This window comes from Paenibacillus sp. FSL H8-0280 (assembly GCF_045040665.1).
In the GTDB taxonomy this organism is placed as follows: Bacteria; Bacillota; Bacilli; order Paenibacillales; family Paenibacillaceae; genus Paenibacillus; species Paenibacillus xylanexedens_A.
Genome location: NZ_CP150296.1, coordinates 1,196,788 through 1,212,723 on the forward strand (window position 1 = coordinate 1,196,788; position 15,936 = coordinate 1,212,723).

The 15,936-nt window shown below is 46.6% G+C and carries 12 protein-coding genes; 9 read left to right on the top strand and 3 right to left on the bottom strand.

The features are described 5' to 3' along the window. Positions 1-41: 41 nt before the first annotated feature. Positions 42-554 carry a hypothetical protein gene (locus MHI12_RS05320; protein WP_405171768.1) on the top strand — a complete coding sequence of 171 codons (513 nt, stop codon included), beginning with the start codon at positions 42-44 and terminating at the stop codon, positions 552-554. A 132-nt stretch (positions 555-686) separates the two neighbouring features. Here the strand turns inward: MHI12_RS05320 and MHI12_RS05325 are convergent, their stop codons facing one another. After that, entirely contained in the window at positions 687-2,423 is a 1,737-nt protein-coding gene (locus MHI12_RS05325) for a methyl-accepting chemotaxis protein (protein WP_405172937.1), read from the bottom strand. 467 nt (positions 2,424-2,890) lie between these two features. Here MHI12_RS05325 and MHI12_RS05330 point away from each other — a divergent pair, with 467 nt between their 5' ends. The 3 genes from MHI12_RS05330 to MHI12_RS05340 all read left to right on the top strand — a co-directional run bounded on the left by MHI12_RS05330 (position 2,891) and on the right by MHI12_RS05340 (position 7,634). Further along, positions 2,891-4,891, top strand: coding sequence for a CotH kinase family protein (locus MHI12_RS05330; protein WP_405171769.1), 2,001 nt, complete (start codon positions 2,891-2,893; stop codon positions 4,889-4,891). Positions 4,892-5,266: 375 nt separating this feature from the next. After that, positions 5,267-6,955, top strand: coding sequence for a methyl-accepting chemotaxis protein (locus MHI12_RS05335; RefSeq protein WP_405171770.1), 1,689 nt, complete (start codon positions 5,267-5,269; stop codon positions 6,953-6,955). A 34-nt stretch (positions 6,956-6,989) separates the two neighbouring features. Then, a complete protein-coding gene (locus MHI12_RS05340; RefSeq protein ID WP_341006327.1) occupies positions 6,990-7,634 on the top strand; it encodes a Vat family streptogramin A O-acetyltransferase in 645 nt (214 codons plus the stop codon). Between the two features lie 340 nt (positions 7,635-7,974). Here the strand turns inward: MHI12_RS05340 and MHI12_RS05345 are convergent, their stop codons facing one another. Together MHI12_RS05345 and MHI12_RS05350 are read right to left on the bottom strand one after the other, a co-directional pair. Then, positions 7,975-8,247 (bottom strand): HU family DNA-binding protein, encoded by a 273-nt coding sequence (locus MHI12_RS05345; protein WP_074093765.1) that lies wholly within the window; start codon positions 8,245-8,247, stop codon positions 7,975-7,977. A gap of 99 nt (positions 8,248-8,346) precedes the next feature. Next, positions 8,347-8,547, bottom strand: coding sequence for a cold-shock protein (locus MHI12_RS05350; protein ID WP_017690333.1), 201 nt, complete (start codon positions 8,545-8,547; stop codon positions 8,347-8,349). A 168-nt stretch (positions 8,548-8,715) separates the two neighbouring features. On the opposite strand from MHI12_RS05350, the gene MHI12_RS05355 reads away from it, so the two are divergent. From MHI12_RS05355 to MHI12_RS05375, 5 genes are all read left to right on the top strand, one after another. Further along, positions 8,716-9,618, top strand: coding sequence for a tyrosine-type recombinase/integrase (locus MHI12_RS05355; RefSeq protein WP_405171771.1), 903 nt, complete (start codon positions 8,716-8,718; stop codon positions 9,616-9,618). 335 nt (positions 9,619-9,953) lie between these two features. Beyond that, positions 9,954-11,687, top strand: coding sequence for a response regulator (locus tag MHI12_RS05360; RefSeq protein ID WP_405171772.1), 1,734 nt, complete (start codon positions 9,954-9,956; stop codon positions 11,685-11,687). Beyond that, on the top strand, positions 11,684-13,501 hold the full coding sequence (locus MHI12_RS05365) for a sensor histidine kinase (protein ID WP_405171773.1): 1,818 nt from the start codon (positions 11,684-11,686) through the stop codon (positions 13,499-13,501). Before MHI12_RS05360 ends, MHI12_RS05365 begins: the two co-directional genes overlap by 4 nt. Beyond that, complete coding sequence (locus MHI12_RS05370; RefSeq protein ID WP_405171774.1) at positions 13,488-14,666, top strand: substrate-binding domain-containing protein; 1,179 nt, start codon at positions 13,488-13,490, stop codon at positions 14,664-14,666. The genes MHI12_RS05365 and MHI12_RS05370 overlap by 14 nt, the downstream gene beginning before the upstream one ends. Positions 14,667-14,849: 183 nt before the next feature. After that, positions 14,850-15,911: a galactose ABC transporter substrate-binding protein gene (locus MHI12_RS05375; protein WP_405172938.1), complete on the top strand. Its 1,062-nt coding sequence runs from the start codon at positions 14,850-14,852 to the stop codon at positions 15,909-15,911. Positions 15,912-15,936 lie beyond the last annotated feature (25 nt).

The following is a 15,936-nucleotide window of genomic DNA, read 5'->3' on the forward strand; positions in this document are numbered from 1 at the left end:
CTAAGAGACAAATTCTAAATAAGAATGAGAGGAGGTCTACCTTGAAATATTTCTCCTACCTCCTGATGATGTGTCTTGTCCTAATGGGTTGTTCCGACGCCTCATTGGATAGCAACGATACAGCAGACCGGATTCAAAGAGAGGGACAGACGATGACGGCAACCAGACTATTGGGTGATTATGAATTCCGATTAATCGTCCAACAATCTGGTGATCAAGACTTCATTTTTCAACCGGGAATAAGGTATAGAGGACAAGATGCCAACCACGAGATTTTCCATTCGAAACAGCTTTTTGATATCGATCTTGAAATGGATGAAAAGACGATTCTCCCGCCTAGGTCGGGCACCAGTGAAGAATTGGCAACTAAATTAACGAAAGATAACTGGTATTCGGAAGAAGTTGAAATAACTCTCACACCAGAACAGGTTCAACAACTATCGAATGGTGAGGGCAATGTTGTACTAAATGCTGGTTTTCGATCCGAACAATCCGGCTACAATGAGAAGAAAAAGATCATTATAAATGCAGAAGAAATACTGTCTGTTAAATGATACCGGGAAGTATAGAACTAGAACCTACCCACCTACCCTGGTAACAACAAAAAACCAAGGTTTTGAGTGTAGTCACTCATGAGCCTTGGTTTTTTACTGTGTCGTATTCTTGTTATCTGTATCCTATTAATTCTATTCTGCGCGTACTTTAAAGAATGAGATCAGTTCTTGCAGTTGCTCGGATACAACCGAGAGCTCATCGGAGGCACTCACAATGGCTGCCATGGAGGCTTCCTGCTCATCAATTGACTGCTCAATTTGTTTACTGCTGCTTGCTGCCTTACTGACATTGGCAGACAGTTCATCGGCCGTGGCAGACATTTCCTGTGTGCTTGCCGAGATTTCTTCAGTAGAACTGGAGATATCCTGAATCTGGTTTGCAACTTTATTCGTAGCAGTCAGAATATTTTCGAAAAATACGCCAGTCTCTTGGGTAACTTCCAAGCCTTTGGTGACTTCCTTGGAACCCAACTGCATCGCCTCGGAAGACTGCATGATATCCCGCTGAATTTCTTCAATTAACTGTCGAATTTGCTTCGCTGATTCCTGCGATTGTTCTGCCAGGTTACGCACCTCGCCTGCAACCACGGCAAAACCTCTTCCTTCTTCACCCGCGCGGGCTGCCTCGATTGAAGCGTTAAGTGCAAGCAAGTTGGTTTGTCCAGCAATCTCCGTAATCACGTTAACAATGTTGCTAATCTGGTTCGAGTTATTCTCCAAAGACTGAATCGAGTTTGACGTATTTTGCACCGCACCCGAGATCAGGCGCATCTGCTCAATGACTTGTTGCATCACCACATTACCTGTGCTGGAGCGCTGCTCCATGCTGAGTGCTTCATCTGCCACATCGGCTGAGCTGCTGGCGATCGTCTGCACTACCGTTGACATCTCTGTCATGGCGCGTGCGTTCTCCACAGTGGCTTTGTCTTGTGATACCAGTCCAGTAGATATTTCTCGAATATTGGTGCTGATGGATTGAATGTTCACATTATTTTTCTCGGAAATGCCCAGTAGTTGTTTGGAAGATTCCGAGAGGTGATGTGAAGCATTCTGTACTTTATAGATGGTTGTATTGAAGCGATGGATCATCGCATTAAACTTCTCGTTGATGATACCCAGATCATCTCGCCCGGTATCGATGGTTACGTCCAGATTACCCGTGCTGACTTCTTCGATACCTTTCATCAGATTGCGGATCGGAAGCAACGTTCTTTTCAGCAAAATAAATTGCAACACCATGAACAGGATCAGGAAACCGACCAGGAACATCAAACCGTACGTAAGCAGTTTGTTCAGACCTTTTGGAACGGCACTTGCATCTACATCGAAGTAAAGAGCAGCGTACATGGAGCCATCTGCGTTATTAATCGGATAGATCAGAGTGGTCCAGGTTCCGTACTCATCCGTGTAGAAATCACTGAAGGCAGGCTTTCCGTCCTTTTTCATCTGTTCCAGCACTACGACGTTATTCTGAGGCAACGGGTACATGGCACCTGCGGGCAGGTTACCTTCCTCGAATGGTTCCAACAGGTTCGTTGGAATCGCGATGATGGACGTTCCGTTTCCTTGCTCAAGTTCCGAACCAAAAATGTACGCTTGCGCGATGTTTGGATAGAATTCATGGATGGAATCGAGATAAGCTTTCATTTCCAGCTGTACAGGACCGGAGTAGCTTTTTTCCTTAGCCGCTTCTGCCACCTTGGCAGTGTCGAGATCATCGTACCATTTCTGGGTGATGACGGTAGCCTGGTCGTGCAACTGTTCAACCAAGATATTTTTTTGCAATTGATACGCGGCAGTAATCAGGATTACACCGATCAACATGATGCTGCCGAATGAAATCACCAAATTTTTGATGAAGAAAGGCATGGTACTCCAGCGAAGCTTATTAAACAAGATGGTTCACTCCTTCTACGATTGTGACGAAGGACTTATCCTGGGGGTTGTACACGCTATGTAATTGTTGACTTAAAAACTGTGAAATCGTCCCTAAATAACCTATCTGATCAAATTCTCTTTTGTTTCTAAAAGCTTTTCGTAATGAGTTTTGCTATTCACGTATATGAACTCCAGGTAAGTTCTACTCTTCAGATATATCGTTATATAGGCATATTAATGTTAGATATTTGCAACAAAATAGGACTTATGAACCGGTTCCAAGGTTATAATTGCGCTTTTTTTCATTATGTTTCTTGTATATCCATGAAAATTTCATAGTGATACATACTATTTATTTTTGTGGTTTATCGCGTTTAAGATTCATTAAAGGTTCATCTCCTAACATGTTTACATAAGCCACAGTTGCTTAACAGAAACCAAGAAGGAGGATTCATTATTTGAATATTTTATTACGAAAAGCTGCAGTAACGGCATTATCCGTGACCATGGTAACGTCATCTTTTGGGCTGATCGGAAGTCCGAATGCAGCATATGCTGCAGAAAGTACAGCGACAACCACGAGTGCAGGCGTGACGCAAGCTTATGAATCGTTGTTCCAGACGGATAACGTCATTGATGTGAATGTAACGATTGATGATGCAGACTGGAAGAGCATGCTCGAAAGTCCGCTCGATAAGGATTATAAGAATGTTAGTGTGGAAGTGGATGGCAACAAGCTGGACAACGTCGGTTTCTCCACCAAGGGCAATCTGACCCTGAAAGCTGTAGCCTCAATGGAAGATTCGGACCGTTACAGCTTCAGACTGAAGTTTGATAAATACGACAAAACACAAACCCTGCTTGGACTGGATAAAATGGTACTAAACAATAACTACGCCGATCCGTCGTACATGCGTGAAGTTCTTCACTATGAAGCACTGCGCAGCATTGGCATGGATGTACCAATGACGAACTATGTTAATTTGTATGTTAACGGCGAGCTGGTGGGTTTCTATACTGGCGTTGAAGCAGTAGATGATAGCTATCTGGAGCGCAACTACGGTGAGGATTACGAAGAAGGCGTGCTCTATGATACGGATGAGAAGAGTTATCTTCAATATGAAGAGGGCAGTGACTACAGTACAATCACCAAAGACTTGGGTACAGATAAGGATAAAGCCAAACTCAAAACCTTCATCCAAACGTTGAACGAGATGCCAGAAGGTGAAAAAGGCGATATTGAAAGTGTACTGGACGTAGATTCAGCGCTTCAATATATTGCAGGCAACATGGTTTTTGGCAACTATGACAGTTATAACGGCGACAAAGGACACAACTACATGCTCTACAGTGATGCCGCTGGCAAGTTCACCGTTGTTCCTTGGGACTTTAACATGTCCTTCAACGGGTACTCGGGTGGAGGTGGACGTGGCACAACAACCGGATCAACCACGACCAACACCAACGCAACAAACGTATCTGTGGACGAGCCCGTACTGGGCATTAACATGGAAAATGTACCGATGATTAATAACCTGCTTGCTGTGCCGGAGTATAAGGAAAAATATTTAAGCTACGTCAATGAACTGACAGACTATATGGAAGGCATTCAGGATCGTATTACTGGCCTTGCCGATGAGATTCGTCCTTATGTGGAAGCAGATCCAACGAAGTTTTATACGACAGAACAGTTTGAATCCAACATCGCTTATTCTGCAAATGCAGACGCGGCAGGTGGTATGGGCGGTACACCACCAGAAGGATTTGAGGGAATGACACGACCTGAAGGCATGGAAGGTATGACGCCGCCGGAAGGTTTCGAAGGAATGACACCTCCAGATGGAACAACATCTCCAACTCAGCCGGGTGCTGCAACTGGAAATGGTGTAACAGATCCAACAACGAATACAGGAAATACTCAGACACGCCCTGGTGGTAACTTTGGCGGTGGGGGCGGAGGTATGGGCTCCATGGCAGCCGGGTCACTGACGACATTTGCACTGAACCGTCTTGCGAATCTGCAAGAGCAACTTGGACGTGAAGTAACGCCTTTGCCTGAGACTTCGGAAGAGACAGGTTCGAACACCTCATCCGGAACAACTGACAAAACCATTACCGTAACACTCGATGGTAAATCGATCACATTCCCGGATCAGGACCCGCTGCAGCAAAGTGGCCGAGTGATGGTGCCTGTGAACGCAATCCTCGAAGCAATGGGTGCAGAAGTGACTTGGGACAAAACGGCGAAGACGGTAACAGCTGTTCTGAATGATCAGACCCTTGTACTCAAGATCGGGAGCAGCGCCGTAACCGTAAATGGAGAGACACTCGAAATCGATGCACCAGCGATCATTCAAAACAGTCGCACACTCGTGCCTGTACGCTTCATCTCAGAAGGACTGGGACTTACCGTGGACTGGGATCAAACCGCTGCACAAGTAAGCCTTACATCCAAATAATGAATCATTATTGTAAAGAATATTGTTGTAGTCTTTGATCTTAAAAATGAGTCACATTTTCTTCCGTACAACAGGAGAAGATGTGACTCTTTATTTGATTGCATTAATATTCTAGTACATATTGTTATCTGAACTTTGAGCGTTTTTCTGCATTTTTCCACTCTACTAAGTTCCATTCCTCAGGGTATTCTTACACATTTACGGAGAATACGTAAAAGATTAGATTTCAGCAGGCTATTTTTGTGATAAAAGTCACTGAAACATTATAAATATTGTGAACACTCCTACCGATAAGACTATAGTGATATTCGAAACAGAATCGAAATTGGCTTGAATATCCCCACAATTACATAGGGAAAAGGGTGGCTCACACACATGCGAAGCATGAGCATCGGTACCAAAATTAGTTTGATCGTTATCAGTATATTTATCGTCTTCTCCTCAGCCGTGGCGGTAAGTGTAATCATGGAGATGAGACAGGGGATTACGACATTTGCTACAGAGAAAGCGAAGCGTGATTTGGAGATGGCGAATCATATCATTACATATAAGCATCCAGGAGATTGGGCCATTAAGGACGGACAATTATTCAAGGGAGATACCGCGCTGGATGGCAACTTTGAACTGGTGGATGAGATTGGAGAAGCATCCGGGGACACGGTGACGATCTTCCGAGGTGACGAACGTGTTGCTACGAATGTTATGGTGGACGGGGAGCGCGCTGTCGGCACGAAGGTATCGGACGAGGTCGCCCAGACCGTTTTGCAGCAAGGGGAAAAATACTTCGGTGAAGCCGTGGTTGTAGGCCAGAAATATCAGACGGCCTATGAACCAATCAAGAACGCATCCGGAGAGATTATCGGAATTTTCTATGTTGGCGCTTCTCAATCGTTAATTGATGTGATTATCTCTTCATTCCTCAAGACATTCCTGATCGTATTCCTGCTTGCGATGTTGGTCGCAATTACCCTGATCCTGCTGTACGTTCGCAGGGTGAGAGTAAGAATCGAACGGGTATCCGTAGCGATTAAACGTGCGGGGACGGGCGATTTCACACAGCCAGTTGTGGACAACGTCCAAGACGAGATTGGTATGCTGGGCACGGGATACAATGAGATGAGAAGTAATCTCCAGGTCATCATTCAAGGCGGACTTCAAGCTGCGGAGAAAGCAGAGCATTCGACCGGGCTGCTACTGAAGATTGCAGACCAAACGTCCAAAGAATCGGCGCAGATTGCATCCTCCGTTGAACAAGTCGCACAAGGAGCCGAGAGTCAGACAATTAGTACGGAAGAAAATCTGCAGGCCATGGAAGAAGTGGCGATAGCCGTACAACGTATGGCGGACAAGGCCTCCAGCATCTCGGACTCTGCTTTGTATTCACGCAAACAGGCAGAAACCGGAGGTGAAGCGGTGCAACTTACCGTTCAGCAGATGTCTACCATTGAATCTTCCGTTACCACAACAGATGAAGTCATTCGTATGCTGGAAGGGAAGTCGGCACAGATTAGCCAGATGGTTTCCGCCATTCATGAGATTGCAAATCAAACGAATCTGCTTGCCCTCAATGCATCCATTGAAGCAGCAAGAGCAGGGGAGCAGGGCAGAGGATTTGCCGTCGTATCTACCGAGGTTCGTAAACTGGCTGAACAAGCCGGACACTCTTCAGATCGTATTGAAGAACTGGTCGAAGCCATGGAACAAGATATGCAGCAATCGCTATCGGCCATGTCGAGAGTGAAGGACGAAGTACAGAAAGGACTGCGATTGACCCGGGAAACGGAGCAAAACTTCAGCCTGATCCGGGATACAAACATGCGTATGGCTACAGAGATTGAGGACATGGCTGCGACAAGTGAAGAGATGTCCGCAGGCGTGGAGCAGATTGTGGCTTCTGTGCATGAGATCGCTCGCCATGCGCAGACGGCTAGTACCAATTCACAACAGGCAGCGGGTTCTGTCCATGAACAGCTCAAGTCGGTAGAGCAGATCAAGGCATCTGCGGCTATTTTGTCTGATGTGTCCACAGAGTTGCAGACCTCACTTAGTCCGTTTAAGATTTGATATCTGTTACAATAGGGAAAAGGAGGGACTTTATATGGCCCCTGATAAAACAAAACTTTTCCCGAATGAGAATATCCGTACGGTATGTTACATTCAAAACCTGCCGCCGCGTTCCAACGTGGACATCGGTGATTATACGTATTATAGCGATAATACAAATCCGCCAGAGCAGTTCTATGACCGGATACAGCATCATTATGACTTTATTGGTGATCGCCTGGTCATCGGCAATTTCTGTGCAATTGCGGAAGGTGTGACATTCATTATGAATGGCGCGAATCATCGGATGGAGGGCATGACGACGTATCCGTTCAACATTTTTGGTGGAGGATGGGAGCGTGTGACACCTACACTGGAACAACTTCCATATAAGGGTGACACGGTACTGGGGAACGATGTATGGCTTGGACAAAATGTAACGATCATGCCTGGTATCACGATTGGAGACGGGGCAATCGTTGCCTCCAATTCAACCGTTGTTAAGGACATTGAACCCTATACGATTGTTGGTGGTAATCCAGCCAAGACTGTTAAAAAGCGTTTTAATGAAGAGACGATTGCACTGCTACTGGAATTGAAGTGGTGGGATCAGGACGAGGAATGGCTGGATACGCATTTGGAACGTCTTGTTTCTACATATGATCTACAGATCTTGCGCGAACTTCTGAACAGCAAATAGGATGGTTGTGCATTGTGCATAAAAGACAAAAAAAGCTGGTTCCTGACAGAGCCGGCTTCCAAGCAAATCAGGCCCTGGACCGTTTTGAGCGGATCAGGGCCTCTTGTTGTCCAAGATGAAATGTTAATTTAGCGGGTGGGTGGTCGTAGGTTGCAATCAGACTGTACTGATGGGGGTTTTAAATGAGTATGAGCTTCTGCATGATCCGAGTTTGTCTGTTTGCCTGAGTAAAAGTTAATGATATCATCAACGGTAGTAAACACGACATTTAAATCCATATTATCATTGTGTGTTTGAATAAAAACCTCTTTTCAATGGGTTGTTACGTTTGTTACGTGGTTTAATTTAAAGCTTCTTTCATGCTTAAGCCTGCTGTGAATACAGGAACTTTACCTGCAGGTAGTTGAATTTCCTTGCCTGTTCTCCGACTTTTTCCTGTTCTTGCCTCACGCTTCTGTACTTCGAATTTCCCAAATCCAACCACTTGAACTTCTTTACCTTCTTTGAGAGCTTCGAGAATCGAATCCAGTACAACGGTTACAGCTTTTTCAGCATTCTTCTTGGAGAAACCGCCAGCCTTGGCTACTTCTGTGATCAATTGTTCTTTATCCATGGGGAATACCTCGCTTTCATTCTTGGGATGTGGAAACTTTGCTGTGACACATATGAGTAAATAAAAAGCTGCCTTATTAATAAGGCAGCTTTCATATAATTAAAGTTTAGTAACGTTCTCAGCTTGTGGTCCACGGTTACCTTGAGTTACTTCAAATTGAACGCGTTGACCTTCGTCCAAAGATTTGTAACCTTCACCTTGAATTGCACTGAAATGAACGAATACGTCTGTTCCTTCTTCAGTTTCGATAAAGCCGAATCCTTTATCCGCGTTGAACCATTTCACTGTACCTGTTTGCATGTGATTCCTCCAAAAAATAAGTTTTTAGCCGATCATTATGACGAGTATAATTTAAAATTGACACTCACCTGGTGCATTTAAACCACGAACTTGATGTCCGCTAATGTATCGATTAATATGATAATACCATGTCCGCTAATATAAGTCAAGATTTGGAGGTATTTTCTAATGAATCAGTCATCAGGGGTTTCGGTGCAGCGGGAACCGACAGTAGAGGAATTCATACATATGCTTGCTAATGAGGGAGAATTGCATCCCAAAACCGTGAAGGAATATGCAAGTGATCTGAAGCACTTTATCGAATGGTACAAGGAAAGCACGATGCTCAGCGAAGAGTTTTCACCGCGAATCGAAGACGTAGATACATCCACTTTAGTCAGTTATCGTGAAGATGCTCACAAAGTTATGTTATTGAAACCAGCCACCATTAACCGGAGATTGATTACGCTGAAGCGTTTTTTCAAATGGGCAGTCTTGGAATCCAGGCTCGGTCATGACCCTTCCAAACCATTAAAATTCATTCCGGAAGACAAAGTAAGTCCACGCCGAATGACATTGGAAGAAGAGCAGGCATTCCTCGCGGCAGTGGAGTATGGTAATTCACTTCGTGATCAGACCATCCTGACCCTTATGTTTCACACAGGTTTGCGAACGATGGAGGTATGCAACCTCAAGCCTCATAATATCGAACTTGGTAGACGAAGCGGTCACCTGACAGTGAGCGCCGATAAACGCAACGTGCAACGTAAGATCCCTTTGAATATGCAGTGTGTTGTCATGTTGAATCAGTACTTATCTGATCTTGCTCCCGATCGTGCGTATCTTTTTCCTTCAGAGAAGACAAATGATCGTTTAACGGAGAGAGCACTGCGCCACCTGATTAAAAAAGTAATGATAACAGCAGGGCTGGAAGGACTGAGTTCACACGACCTGCGTCATCGTTTTGGTTACGCCATGGCTGAGCATACGCCACTGCACCGTTTGGCCGAGATAATGGGACACACCAACCCAGATACAACAATGATTTATTTTAAAGCATTAAGTACGAATCATCGTAAAGAACAAGAATGAAGTCTGAATTATAATCACAATCAGAACACCTCTTATTTAGAAGTACTTCGAAATTTTCCGTGTTTGTATTACTTTAACCTACCTTTAGCATTCATATACGATCCTTCACATTTCACTTAGGCACTGCCCAACAGGGTTGCCTTACCTCTAACAAAGAAAGCGATTACATATTCCTGATAATATTGTATATTATGATGGCAACCTTGGAACAGATCAACATGGTCCTGTGCATTTTGCTTCAATTCGGTGACAGAAAGAAATCAAATGGATCACAATGCTACATATATATTCGTTGATAGGGCATAAGGCCGGCATCAAAAGGGAGGAATCCAAACATGTACCGGGTACTGCTGGTGGATGATGAAGAAGATGTGCGTGAAGGACTTGTTGTAGAGGTCGATTGGGAAGCGCTCGATCTGCGGATTGTCGGTTTGGCTGAGAATGGGCGGGAAGCATTGGAGATGGCGGAGCGGGTGGAGCCGGATATTGTGGTGACCGATATCAGCATGCCATTCATGAATGGTCTGGAACTCGCGCAAAGATTGAGGAAGCGTAATCCACTCGTGAAGGTGGTCATTTTGACTGGATATGATGAATTTGATTATGCAAGGCAAGCCATCTCGTTAAGTGTGGATGAATATCTGCTGAAGCCGTTCTCGGCAGGGCATCTCACCGAACTGCTCACAAGATTGCGCGCCCAGATGGCTGCTGAAGTGGCTGAGCGTGAAGATGTACAGCAGCTGCGGGAGCACTATCATACCAGTGTGCCTTTATTACAGGCAGATCTGATGGCGACCTTGCTCCATCGGCAGAAATCCTCGACATATATTCATAGTAAAGCCAAACAATGCGGATTGGATCTGACAGGAGAACGTTATGGTGTGTCCGTATTGACACTGCATATGGATGGAGATGTGCAGAAGGAGAAGTCTGAGGGAGTATTCAGCGAGCCCCCACAGCGACATAACAAAACAACATCCGAGGTAGCGGATCAATCTGAGATATTCGTTCCCGGAGGTTCCTTACGTCAATCTGAGGATACTGAACTGAAACGCTTTGCTGCACTTAACATTGCGGCAGAAGTTTGGGCGGAGCATGGGGCTGGTCATGCCTTTATGCATCAGGAGACGATTGTTCTGCTCTATGTGGATCGTACGGGCGTTACAGATGGTGCGAAGCGGCAACAGAAGGCTTTGGAAAATGTGATGCGCAGCATCAACCACTATTTACGTATCCCGGCTACGGTAGGATCGGGTCAGATGGTGGATACACTCGCGGATGTGAATCATGCCTATGAAGATGCCCTACTGGCATTGGATTATCGGCTTGTGCCCGGGACGGATTCAATCATATACATTGCGGACGTAGAGCGACAGACGGCGGGCAAGCTGCGATTCGACGAGTTGAAGCAGCAGACGCTGACACGTTGCTTGAAGGCAGGTACACAAGCGGAGCTGGAGGAAGCACTTGCGATCATTTTCCGGGAAATTACAGTGGAACACGGGCGAAGTGATATTCAGCTCTATTTAATTGAAGTATTAACAACAGTATGGAAGGCAGCACAGGCATCAGGAGAAGCGATGGAAGACATCTTTGGTGCAGGGTTCCAGTTGTATGCGGATTTGTTCCGACTGCCGGGACTTACTGAGGCACAGAAGAAGGTACAGGAGGTCTGTCTACTCGTGCAACATCGCATTGCCAGCGGTCGCCAGCATGTATACAAAGATATTGTCGAGCAGGCGTTAGTCTTCACCAAAGTGCATTATGCCGACCCGGACCTGTCCATTCAAAAGGTGTGCGGGCATTTGCATATCAGCTCCGGTTATTTTTGCGGCATTTTCAAAAAAGAAGTGCAACTTACCTTCCTGCAGTACCTGATGCAGATCCGAATGGAGGCAGCGCGTGAACTGCTTCGCTCGACAGAGCTGAAGTCGTTTGAGATTGCGGAGCAGGTTGGCTTTGCTGAACCCAATTACTTCAGTTTTTGTTTCAAAAAACATATTGGTGTCTCGCCCAAAGAATATCGTAAACAGGCTTCACAGACAGCTAGTGAAGGTTCGATCCGATGAAGTTGTTGTCCAGATGGGTGAAGTCCATGGGACCTCAATTACGCTCTCGTCTGCGTTCGTCCAGAGTCAGCAGTATCCGGTTTATTATTACGTGGTCCTTTTCCGTCTTCATCGTCTTGGTGCTGACCATCATGGCGATGCTTCTGCATGACAAGTTCACGCAGGCTGCCGAGCGAAGTGCGGAACTCACGACGAGACAGATTGTGGATCAGGTTAGTTATAATCTGGAGGATTACGTCCGCAGTATGTCGCATCTGTACCGTGCCATTGAGGAACATATGCTGCGTGACGGGACATGGGAAGGGGAACTGGTGGACAAACAGCTTGACACACTGCTCAGCAGTCGTGAAGATATCATCTCGATTACTCTGCTTGATTCCACGGGGAAATTGCTCAAGAACCGACCTACAGCCGAATTAAAAACCAGCGCCCATGTGACACAGCAAGGGTGGTTTCAGTCTGCGCTTCGTGTGCCGGATCACCTGAGTTTCTCGTTACCTCATATTCAGAACATGTACACAGGCCCATATAAATGGGTCGTTTCCATGAGCAAAGGCATAACGATACGGCAAAATGGTCAGGATCGGCAGGTTATTTTGCTGGTCGATATCAATTTCAAACAGATGGATGAACTGAGCCGTCGGGTCAGTCTGGGGCAACGAGGATACGTGTATATCATCGATGAGAGTGCGGGCAATATCGTGTACCATCCGCAGCAGCAATTGATGTATATGGGACTCAAAAGCGAGAATATCGAACAGGCTTTGGTGGCTTCCGGCAGTTACGAAGATGAAGCAGATGGACAGAAAAGGCTGAATACCGTGAAGTCCGTTGCCAATATCGGGTGGAAAATCGTCGGTGTTGCTTATCTGGATGAGATTATGACCACTCGCCAGGAAGTGAACGGATATCTCATTCGTGTATTGGTCGTTGTACTGGTACTGGTCATTCTGGTCTCGCTGTTCTTATCCTCCAGTCTTACTCGCCCAATCCGGCGAATGGAGCGCAAGATGAAGGCCGTGGAGCGCGGGGATTTCAACGTGGAGTTGCCTATTGAAGGGCCGCTGGAGGTGGAACGACTATCCCGTCGCTTTAACCTGATGGTCAATAAAATCCGAACCTTGATGGATGAGATCATCCATGAACAGGAACAGAAGCGACGTCTGGAGCTGGAAGCCTTGCAGGCCCAGATCAATCCGCATTTTTTGTACAATACGCTGAATTCCGTGGTTCGCATGGTAGGCATGAGCCGTAATGAGGAAGTGATCACGATGATCACGTCTCTTTCGCGCCTGTTCCGCATCAGTCTCAGTCAAGGTAAAACGATTATCACGATCAGGGAAGAGCTGGAGCATGCGCAGCATTATTTGACGATCCAACAGATGAGGTTTAAGCGCAAATTCAACTTTACCATCCATGCAGATGAGACGCTCCTGGAATGCCTTACATTAAAGCTGGTGCTTCAACCCCTGATTGAAAACGCCATTGTTCATGGCATCGAGTACCACATGGACGAAGGAAGTATTGAGGTCGATGTTTATCGTGAGGACAACAAGCTGGTGTTTCGCATTACAGATAATGGGGTCGGCATGACGGAAGAACAGATGTCGGGTTTATTAAGTGGTCGTCCTGTGGTCAAAAGCGGTGCAGGCTCCGGCGTAGCGGTACGCAACGTCCATGACCGAATTCGGCTTTATTATGGGGAGGGGTTCGGACTTGAATTTGCAAGTGAGTTGGAAGAAGGCACCACGGTCTGGGTTCAGATTCCCATTCAATCGCAGCAGAAGGAGGGCGAGCCTGATGCCAGACAATAAGGAGAATAGGAGCGATATCCACAGCCAAAGAGTTGTAGGGTCATACATTCGTACGTTTTGGAAAAAGGTTGCTGCGAGCTTCCCTGGAATCCGGAAATGTCGGTTAGTAACCCAGACAGCTGCAAGCTGCTGTCTGCTCATATGCAGCGCCTGTGGCTTATCGAGTCCCAATGCTACGGCAGTACCGCCACGTATCGCGCTAATTACGCCAGCTGGGACAGGGGAACTTGCGGAAGCCATCCGGCTTGGTGCCGAAGCGGCTGCCAAAGAGAACGGAGCCGAACTGATTACCGTGGAAGCATACCCTTCCGATGGTGATGTGTACACACCTGCCATTCTGGACTCTGCTGGAAGTCAGATGCAGGTCAAACAGGCAAATATCAATAGCCAAACGTTGTCTCGCAGTGCGCGAGAGCAGGCTCAAGTGGAGGCCGCCGCATCGGCTCTGAAGCAGGGGGCTTCAGCTCTATTGGTTGATCCCCTAAGTAAGAAGGCCCTTAGTGACATCATTCAGGAGGCACAGACAACAAATTCCGATGGAGCCATCATTCCGGTCATTGTGCTTAACGATGAATTTCCCGTGAAAGGAATCACCAGCGTCATCTCCATGGATAATGTTGAGGCGGGAAGACAGGCCGGCCAGGCTATGGCGGAGCTTCTGGAAGGGAAAGGGCATGTGGCTTTATTGGGCCCCGATCCTCTTAATTCTGGTCTTATTCAGAGAGAGCAGGGAGTTATGGAAGCCTTGTTACAGTATCCTGATATTCAAGTGGAACCCAAATCGATATGTAATACACGAGATGGATGTTGGCAGACTGCGAAGCAATTGCTGGACCAGCAGGAGGTGGATGGCTTCATTACTCTTCAGGAACCTGCTTCTCTGGGAGCAGCCGATGAACTGAATCGACGCAAATCTGCGGACAAGGTGAGGATTGTTGGATTCGGCAGTGAACAACAGCAACTGGAGCAATTGCAAGAAGGGGTCTTTGATCATCTCATCGTTCAGAATGGATACAGTGCAGGTTATCTGGGATTGAATCAAGCCGTTGCGCGGCTTAATAATCAACAGGTACAGGCGAGAGTCCTACTTGAGACGAAGCTGGTTAGCACCGACAATATGTTCTGGATGGATAACCAGAAGCTGCTGTTTCCTTTTGTACAATGAACCAATGCTGGAACGAATGCCGGAACGAATGCTGAATGAAGAAATTAAGGTGTTTGTTAACTTGAGGAAGATTTCGATAGAACAGGTGAAGATATTGTATTCGAATTTAATGTAAACCCTTTCATAATAAAGACATCGGTGAAGCCGAATGAACTTGGGGGAGGTCATTAGGATATGAAGGATATGAAGAAAACATGGATGACACTGTTGATTACGGCATGTATGGTTGTGGCGGCGGGGTGTAGCAGCGGCGGAGACAGCGCAGGTGGAAGTACGGGAACAGATACAGGAGGCCAGACAGCAGCCGGTACGGAAACGCCCAAGATTGGTGTTGCCATCTACAAATTTGATGATACATTCATGACGGGTGTACGTAATGCGATGACCGCAGCAGCGGAAGGTATTGCGACCCTGGATATCGTAGATAGCCAGAATGCACAGCCAACCCAGAATGAGAAAGTGGATCTGTTTGTATCCAAGAAATATAATGCAATGGCCGTGAATCCGGTGGACCGGACGGCGGCAGGGGTCATCATTGACAAAGCCAAGGCAGCGAACATTCCGGTGGTATTCCTCAACCGTGAGCCGGTGGCGGAAGACATGAACAAATGGGATAAAGTGTACTACGTAGGAGCAAAAGCGGAGGAGTCCGGTACGATCTCTGGACAGTTAATTGTAGATTACTGGAAAGCACATCCGGAAGCGGACAAAAACGGGGATGGCAAACTGCAATACGTCATGCTTAAAGGGGAACCGGGTCACCAGGATGCAGAGCTTCGGACCAAATATTCGGTTCAGGCGATCCAGGATGCCGGAATCGAAGTGGAAGTGCTGGCGGAAGACACGGCGATGTGGGATCGGGTAAAAGGTCAGGAGAAAATGCAGGCGTTCCTGGCTTCCCATGGTGACAAGATTGAAGCCGTTCTCGCAAACAATGATGACATGGCCTTGGGAGCCATTGAGGCATTGAAAGCAGCCGGATACTTCAAGGATGGCAAATCCATGCCGGTGGTAGGTGTGGATGCGACAGCTCCAGCCATTCAGGCTCTACAGGATGGCACAATGCTAGGTACGGTGCTTAATGATGCCAAGAATCAGGGTGCAGCCACGGTGGCACTGGCTTCCGTACTTGCCAAAGGTGAGACACCAACAAAGGAAAATACCAAATACGACATTACAGATGGTAAATACGTCTGGATTGCATACAAAAAGATTACAAAAGACAACATCGCCGACGCCCAATAACAGCACGAGACAGGGACGTCCGACA

What these genes read in the sequence shown, in the direction of transcription:
- MHI12_RS05370 (WP_405171774.1), top strand. Translation starts at nt 13,488, where the DNA reads ATGCCAGACAATAAGGAGAATAGGAGCGATATCCACAGCCAAAGAGTT.
- MHI12_RS05365 (WP_405171773.1), top strand. Translation starts at nt 11,684, where the DNA reads ATGAAGTTGTTGTCCAGATGGGTGAAGTCCATGGGACCTCAATTACGC.
- MHI12_RS05345 (WP_074093765.1), bottom strand. Translation starts at nt 8,247, where the DNA reads ATGGATAAAGAACAATTGATCACAGAAGTAGCCAAGGCTGGCGGTTTC.
- MHI12_RS05335 (WP_405171770.1), top strand. Translation starts at nt 5,267, where the DNA reads ATGCGAAGCATGAGCATCGGTACCAAAATTAGTTTGATCGTTATCAGT.
- MHI12_RS05350 (WP_017690333.1), bottom strand. Translation starts at nt 8,547, where the DNA reads ATGCAAACAGGTACAGTGAAATGGTTCAACGCGGATAAAGGATTCGGC.
- MHI12_RS05340 (WP_341006327.1), top strand. Translation starts at nt 6,990, where the DNA reads ATGGCCCCTGATAAAACAAAACTTTTCCCGAATGAGAATATCCGTACG.
- MHI12_RS05355 (WP_405171771.1), top strand. Translation starts at nt 8,716, where the DNA reads ATGAATCAGTCATCAGGGGTTTCGGTGCAGCGGGAACCGACAGTAGAG.
- MHI12_RS05360 (WP_405171772.1), top strand. Translation starts at nt 9,954, where the DNA reads ATGTACCGGGTACTGCTGGTGGATGATGAAGAAGATGTGCGTGAAGGA.
- MHI12_RS05375 (WP_405172938.1), top strand. Translation starts at nt 14,850, where the DNA reads ATGAAGAAAACATGGATGACACTGTTGATTACGGCATGTATGGTTGTG.
- MHI12_RS05325 (WP_405172937.1), bottom strand. Translation starts at nt 2,423, where the DNA reads ATGCCTTTCTTCATCAAAAATTTGGTGATTTCATTCGGCAGCATCATG.